This is a genomic window from Paenibacillus sp. 2TAB19 (assembly GCF_052115185.1).
Classification (GTDB): domain Bacteria; phylum Bacillota; class Bacilli; order Paenibacillales; family Paenibacillaceae; genus Pristimantibacillus.
Window position 1 is genome coordinate 1 of sequence record NZ_JBFRGE010000146.1, and the last position, 6,352, is coordinate 6,352.

Consider the following 6,352-nt stretch of genomic DNA (forward strand, 5'->3'; position numbering starts at 1 on the left):
GGCTTGCCCAGCTCTGCCCCGCTTCTTCATGCTTCATTAACCTTTAATTTTCGCAACTTTTTTCTTAATCTCTTCCGTCATCGTTTTTTCATATTCGGCAACAGTAAGCTTATTGTATTCAGCTACATACTCATCCCATAGCTTGTCGAAATCAGATGCCGGAGCAAGAACGATCTTGGCAAAATATTTGCGAAGCAAATCTGTTTTCTTAACGCCATAGATTTGAGCATCCGATCCTTGCTCCAGAGCGATACTCCATGCTGGGTACCAAGGGCGTTCATCTGGTGCAGCGAACATCTCGGCATACGTTTTCACGCCGTATTTCGCTAAACGTTCCTTCTCCGCTGCCGAATACGATGCTTGCGCCACTTCAGGCTGTCTGCCTGGATCGACTGCATTGCCGTCAGCGAACGACGAGCCTTGACCATACATTGGCCAGTAGTATTCGTAGTAGCCAATACCGCTTTCTCTTTTGTAGTCGTTATTTTGCAATTGAGCAATTTGCTCAGCTGTACGATACAGACGGCCGTTCGCGTCTTTCGAATAATGCTTGCCTTCAATACCCCAACGCGTAAGAAGCTGGTTCTCATCGGTCAAGAGATTATCGAAGTACTTAATGATACGTTCAGGATCTTTAGCGCTTACCGTAATTCCGATACCGCGGTTGTTAACGAATGATGCCGGTTCCAAATATTGGTCTTTGATGCTGCCATCGAATACGATTGGAAGCGGGAAGTACTCAAGATCATCATTGCCGTTAGCTTTAAGCGTTTGCGTAGCTTGGTTGATCTGCCAGCCGTAATCGAAGAAGCCTAGTACTTTACCGCCTGTCAGCTTCGCCAAGTATTGGTCGTAGTTATCTACAACAGAAGACTTGTCGAACAGCTTCGCTGTATTCAGATCGTTCAGCGTCTTCATCCAACGCTTCGTATCTTCGTTGTTGCCGTATACTTTGGCATCCATCGTAGCCAAATCGACTTGTACTTCGCCGTCGTTCGGGTAACCGGCCATGTGGTTCGGAGGATTCGTAGCTGCGAAGAAGCGCCAGTCATGCGTCAGCGTCGTCATGCCGATCAAGTCCTCGTCCGCATGAGCTGCAGCGTAATCAGTGATGAGCTTGATGTACTCGTCAAGCGTCTTCACTTTCGGATAACCGGCTTCCTTCAGTACGCGGTTTTGAATCCAGAAAGCGCCTTGATCGATGTTCGGTGCAGGGATGAATTCACCAACAAGCGGGCTGAATGGCAGGAAGTAGATGTTGCCGTCTTCCGCTTTCATCAAGTTGTAGTATGGTTCGTATACACGTTTAATGTTAGGAGCGAATTGGTCGATTAGATCGTTCAGCGGGATTAGCGCTTCCGCTTCAACAATTTTGTCGATGCCTGCATCGGGCGAAATAACATCCGGGTATTCGTTACTAGCGATCATCGTTCCGATTTTTGTATTCAAATCGCCAACAAGAAATTCCATTTTAAAGTTTACGCCCGTTTGATCTTCAAGCACTTTGCCGACTTCGGTTTTGTTCGAATCGGTGTCTTTGTTCGCAGTTGCGTTAAAGTACGTGAACGTCACTGGTTCCGGTTTCGCAGCCTCCGGTTCAGCCGTTGCAGCGTTGTTTGCAGGGTCATTCGTTGCGGCAGGCGTGTTGTTGCCTCCGTTGTTGCCCGAGCAACCGATCAGCGAGATTGCAATTACGGATGCGAACGTTGCCATCAGCCATCTTTTTTTAGTCATACAAGTTGTTTCCCCTTTCGCTATCTTGTAATTTGTAAGCACTTTCAGTGTATAAGAGGATGGCTGCGCTGTTTACCTAGCAAACTTTATGTTTTACTCTCAAAAACTTATATCATTTTGAAAACGCTGTCACATTTTGACCATCTTAGGTCAAATGTCATTATTTTCGGTTATCACAATCGTGATTTCGGTCCCTTGACCCGGCTCGCTCTTGATTTGGAAATCTGCCTTGTCTCCATAAAATCCTTTGAACCGCAAATAGACGTTTCTCATACCTACATTGTCAGAAACCGCGTCATCCTTATCTAGTCCAGCGAGCATGTGCGCTAGCTTCTCCTGCGGAATGCCTACGCCATTATCCTTAATCGTATAAGCAAGCCCCGTTGCCCTTCTCTCGATATGAATGTGTATCCATCCAGCCTCCTTGAGCGGTTCGATCCCGTGAATGCTTGCATTCTCAACAAGCGGCTGCAGCGTCATCTTCGGAATCATCGTGGACAGCACACCTTCTTCGGCATGAATCGTATAGTTCAACTTGTCGCCAAAGCGGTATTTCTGAATTTCAAGGAAACACGCGACAAGGTCTAGCTCGTCCTTGAGCGTAATCCAGTCCTTGCCCCAACTAAGCGATTTGCGGAAGATCTTGGCCATATTATGAATGATCTTCGCCGTCTCAAGCTCGTCCTTCATCAAGCTTCGCATCCGAATCGTCTCCAATGAATTGAACAGGAAATGTGGATTGATCTGGCTTTGCAGGGCATGAAGCTGAGATTGATTGCGGCTCAGCTGAAGCTCTTTCTTCTGAATGTCGGCGATATAGACATCGTCGATCAGAGACTTGATCTGCCGTGTCATCCGATTAAACTCCTCAGTGAGCTGGCCGATCTCATCCGCTGACGGGGGATCGTTGATCGTCTCGAACGAATGGTTCTTCACCCGCTTCATCTGCTTAAGAATGCGGACAAGCCGAACGCTTAGCGACCGAGTGAACCATACGAGTATAAGCGTCGGAACGAGAATATTGGCAAAGGACATATACACGACGAATAACTTCGATTTGTTGACGTCCTCCAGCACCTCGCGCTCCTTGAACTCGCCAACGATTTTCCAGCCTTCCAGATAAGTAACGTTGCCAAAGTCTTTTTCCAGCACGATCATATCACCGGACGTATCCGGCTGGTCATAATGGATGCTTCGTCCGCTTCCGTCGTTAAGCGGTTGCTTCGGATCCGACGAATATTGAATTTCATTATCGCGAATTAAATAGACCGTTCCCTCGAGCGTAACGTTTTGCAGCATTTCTCTTATCGTTTGGGGATGCATATCGATCTTAATCAGCTTTTCTGCCGAACCATTAACACCAGAATCGACCATTTTCCGGATGATGCTCAGCGTATTAGGAGCAAGTCCTGGATACTCAGGATCATTGCGCTCCAGAGCCGGCTGCGCCGACATTTTGCTCATCACGCTTTTGTACCAATTCTGCTCGCGAACGTGACTGTTGATTCTTTGCACACGCCCGCCATATAGAATCGTATCGTTGGTGGAATAGATCGTGACCGCCTGAATAGCCTCATACACCGGGCTATATTTATCAAGCAAGTTGATCATATACGTATGGTAATTTTCCACATAATCGGACTGATTGCTGTATTGTCTCTCTATATACTCATTCAATAACGTGTCATTATATAGAACGGTCGATATGCCTACCGCCGCTTCGATCTGATCATCAACTTCATTGCGAATTTGCTCAAGCCCCCGGTTGATATCAGCCAGCTTCTGCTTCTTCACGCTGCTCGTCGTCAAGTTAAAGAAGATGACGTTTGTCAACACCACCGGGATGAATACGGCAAGGATGAACACGATGACCATTTTATTGCGCAGCCGAATATCGTTCATTCGTTGGAACATGTACTCACCTACCGACTTTATTATGTTTTGCTGCGCGCGATTAACGCTTGCTTATATTCCGTTGGCGTCTTGCCTTCAACCTTCTCGAACTGGGTGACGAAATAATCGGCGTTGCTGAAGCCAACCTTCGCTGCGATCTCATATACTTTGCAGTCGGTCTGTCTGAGAAGACGCTTAGCTTCCTGCACCCTAAGACTGAGCACGTAATCATTGAAGTACACCTGATAGGTCTTCTTGAACAACTGGCCTAAGTAAACGGGATTCATAAAAAAACGTTTGGCTATACTCTTAAGACTCATATTCTCCCGATAATTCGCATCAATGTACAGCTTGATCTTATGAATGCCTCCGCTTGCCTTCTCGCAGCGCAGCTCGCTTAAATATTCGGCGCTTTCTTCGATGAAATCGAGGAACAGCCCCTTTACGCCAGCGGCCGTCATCGGACGCAGCGTCCAGTCCAAAATCGGTTTCATCGAACGCAAATGGCTTTCTTGGCCATCCATTCTAGAGATAATCCCGGCTATGCTTAACACGCATTTGGATAAAAAAGCATTAACGGATTGCCCCGCTAAACGATCGTATTGAAAGGAATGAAAGGCGGCGTCCACCGTCTGCTTGACCGCTGCGAGGTCATTCTCCTCTAGTTTATCTATGAGGATATCGGCTAATTGAGCGTCGGCATCCTTGTACTGCAAAGTTAGCAGCATCGCTTCTTCCGCGAAAATAATCTTTTGATCCCCTAGCGCAAGCTTGCGCAGCGTGGCTTCACGGGTACTCTCGTATGAAGCTTTCAGTTGCTCCGGCTTGCGGAAAGGGATGCCTGCATAAAGCTGTAATTGTGCCTCATCTGCACACACCGCAAGCTCGCGAATCAATCTGTCCGCGAGTCGTTCCCATGAATGCGAATAAGGACCAAGCAGGCCGGAATGAAGAAACATACCAAATGCATAGCTGCCTCGATCATGGATAATCATATCAGGAGGACTGCTTAAGAACGTTAGCGCCGCAAGCTTCAGCTTCTCCAGATTGGCAATCGCTTGCTGCTGCTCCTCCTCTGGCGCATTATTTCTCTCGACTAACAAATAGCGATACTCATGGCCTCCCTTGCACAAGCCAAGCTCCAGCACAAGCTCTTCATTTCGTTTCTGATCGAGATTTCCTTGCAATAACTGATCCAGTAAATCTACCGCATTTCGCTCTCTAATCGCTTCCTTCTGCTTCGAGGATTGCTCCAGCTTGACCGATAGCCGCTTCAGCGTCTCGATCATTTCGTCCTCGTCAATCGGCTTCAGAATGATGTCTTCTACGCCGTATCTTAACGATTGCTGTGCATACGCAAAGTCGTTATAGCCTGTAATTACGATAAATTTAGCCTGCGACAATCGCTCTTCTTTCACTAGATTGATCAATTTCAAGCCGTCAATAACCGGCATCCGAATATCCGTCACGACTAGATCAGGCTGAATGTCTTCGATTAGCTTCAGCGCTTCTTCTCCATCAGACGCTTCTGCTACAATCGTATATCCGAGATCCTGCCAAGGAATAAGGACTCGCAAGCCTTTCCGCGCAAAAACTTCATCATCGACGAGAATGACCTTTTTCATCCTGCACCACTCCCAGCTATAGTTATGGAATCATGTAAACGCATACAAAATGTTCGAGCCCCGCAATTCAGAAGCACCGATTATTATAACTTCTAGAYGGYATAGTCGTAACCCTAAAATGATTAGTTTTTGGTGCAAAATATTTAGTTTCTTCACTTTCCTTTTCAGAAAGTAGAAAAAAAGCCCAGGAAAGATACTCCCGGGCCGTTATTATTTACTTAGTAGATCGTTCTGCCATGCGAATCGGCAATGTCGGATTTACGGTAGAAATAAGTGTTCAGCATATCGCGCCATTCCTTTGCATGCTCCGCTTGCTCGCCGAGCCGCTCCCACACTAGCTTATAAATTTCCTCATTAACATCAGCTTTTATGGACTCCCATCTCGTGACTAACAAAGCCGCGCGCTCCGCGCCTTCGAAGCGCGTATCGTATATATGCTGGATGACGGTTTTGCCGGAATGAAGAATATGCGTATAAGGGACATGATGGAAGAACAGAAGCAGCTCATCTGGACATTGCTCAAGCGACTCGTATTTTTCAAATTGACGCGTTGTATATTGCCCCGAGTAACCCGTTCCCGAACGAACGGTTCGATCAACGCCAATACCTTTGCAATCCGCGAAGTGGTATGTGCCCCACTTGGAATACTCATAGCCGTCTACGTTCGGGCCGTAATGATGGTTAGGATTAACCATCCAGCCAACTCCAAGCGGCGCTGTATACGACTCATAGATGGAAAGCGAATCAAGCAGCATCTCGGTTATCGTGCGATTTAATTCCGGGTCGTTCCCGAACGTCATGGCCGTCCATTCTGCCGCAATTTCGTCCGCGCCTAAAGAAGGATTCCACGCCAGCCTTGCAAACCCGTATAAATTCGCCCCGGCTAGCGGATGTCCCGTCCAGCAATCATCATTGCCAACATTGGATACCGCAGCTATGCCCCCGAGCTTCCTGCCAAACAGCGCTCCGCTTGCAGCAGACGCAACGGTTGAGCCTTCGCCACGCGCGAAGGTATCGAACTCCAATACCTCTTTCCACTGCGGGACGAGATAACATAAATGACGCTGTTGTCCGGTATACTCCTGCGTAATCTGCAGCTC

General features: G+C 47.5%; 3 protein-coding genes and 1 pseudogene. All 4 read right to left on the minus strand.

The features are described from left to right. Positions 1–36: 36 nt before the first annotated feature. Positions 37–1,734 carry an ABC transporter substrate-binding protein gene (locus AB4Z33_RS30095; protein ID WP_442053424.1) on the minus strand — a complete coding sequence of 566 codons (1,698 nt, stop codon included), beginning with the start codon at positions 1,732–1,734 and terminating at the stop codon, positions 37–39. Between the two features lie 150 nt (positions 1,735–1,884). Then, positions 1,885–3,648 (minus strand): sensor histidine kinase, encoded by a 1,764-nt coding sequence (locus AB4Z33_RS30100; RefSeq protein ID WP_442053425.1) that lies wholly within the window; start codon positions 3,646–3,648, stop codon positions 1,885–1,887. Positions 3,649–3,668: 20 nt separating this feature from the next. Continuing rightward, a complete protein-coding gene (locus AB4Z33_RS30105; protein ID WP_442053426.1) occupies positions 3,669–5,252 on the minus strand; it encodes a response regulator transcription factor in 1,584 nt (527 codons plus the stop codon). A 218-nt stretch (positions 5,253–5,470) separates the two neighbouring features. Continuing rightward, a pseudogene (locus tag AB4Z33_RS30110) lies at positions 5,471–6,352 on the minus strand (alpha-glucuronidase); the annotation flags it as partial.